The sequence below is a fragment of the Microbispora hainanensis genome (assembly GCF_006874475.1).
Taxonomy (GTDB): Bacteria; Actinomycetota; Actinomycetes; order Streptosporangiales; family Streptosporangiaceae; genus Microbispora; species Microbispora hainanensis.
In genome coordinates this window covers 1-376 of record NZ_VIRM01000212.1, presented here as the reverse complement: position 1 = coordinate 376, position 376 = coordinate 1, and the positions used below count along the sequence as shown (strand labels likewise).

Sequence of the window (376 nt, the reverse complement as noted above, 5' to 3'; positions counted from 1 at the left end):
CTTTCTCCTCGTTCCTCACTGACGGATGGGGCGCAAGTGACGCCTCACGACAGACCAGGAGAAAGTTATGAAGCGCACTCTCGCTCTGGGCGGGGTCGCGGCCGGCCTGCTGGCCTCCGCGGCGATCGCTGCCCCGGCTCACGCCGACTCGGTTCCGGCTGTCAACCTGGCCAACACGAACTTCGCGGCCCAGCAGGTCGCGGCGTTCTGGTACGGGCAGGCCAAGGCCAACCTGATCAACGCCACCCCGTACACGGTGGAGACCACGGTCCCCACCAAGCACGTTTCCACGGGTGGCGCGTCCGCCGACACCAAGGCCGGCGTCGTGGGTTCCAGCGGCGACCAGAAGGCCGCCACCGGCACCCTGAAGAACGTC

At 67.8% G+C, this 376-nt stretch carries 1 pseudogene; it reads left to right on the top strand.

Annotated features, from left to right (window positions below):
- Window positions 1–67 precede the first annotated feature (67 nt).
- Window positions 68–376: pseudogene (locus FLX08_RS40170) on the top strand (trypsin-like serine peptidase); the annotation flags it as partial.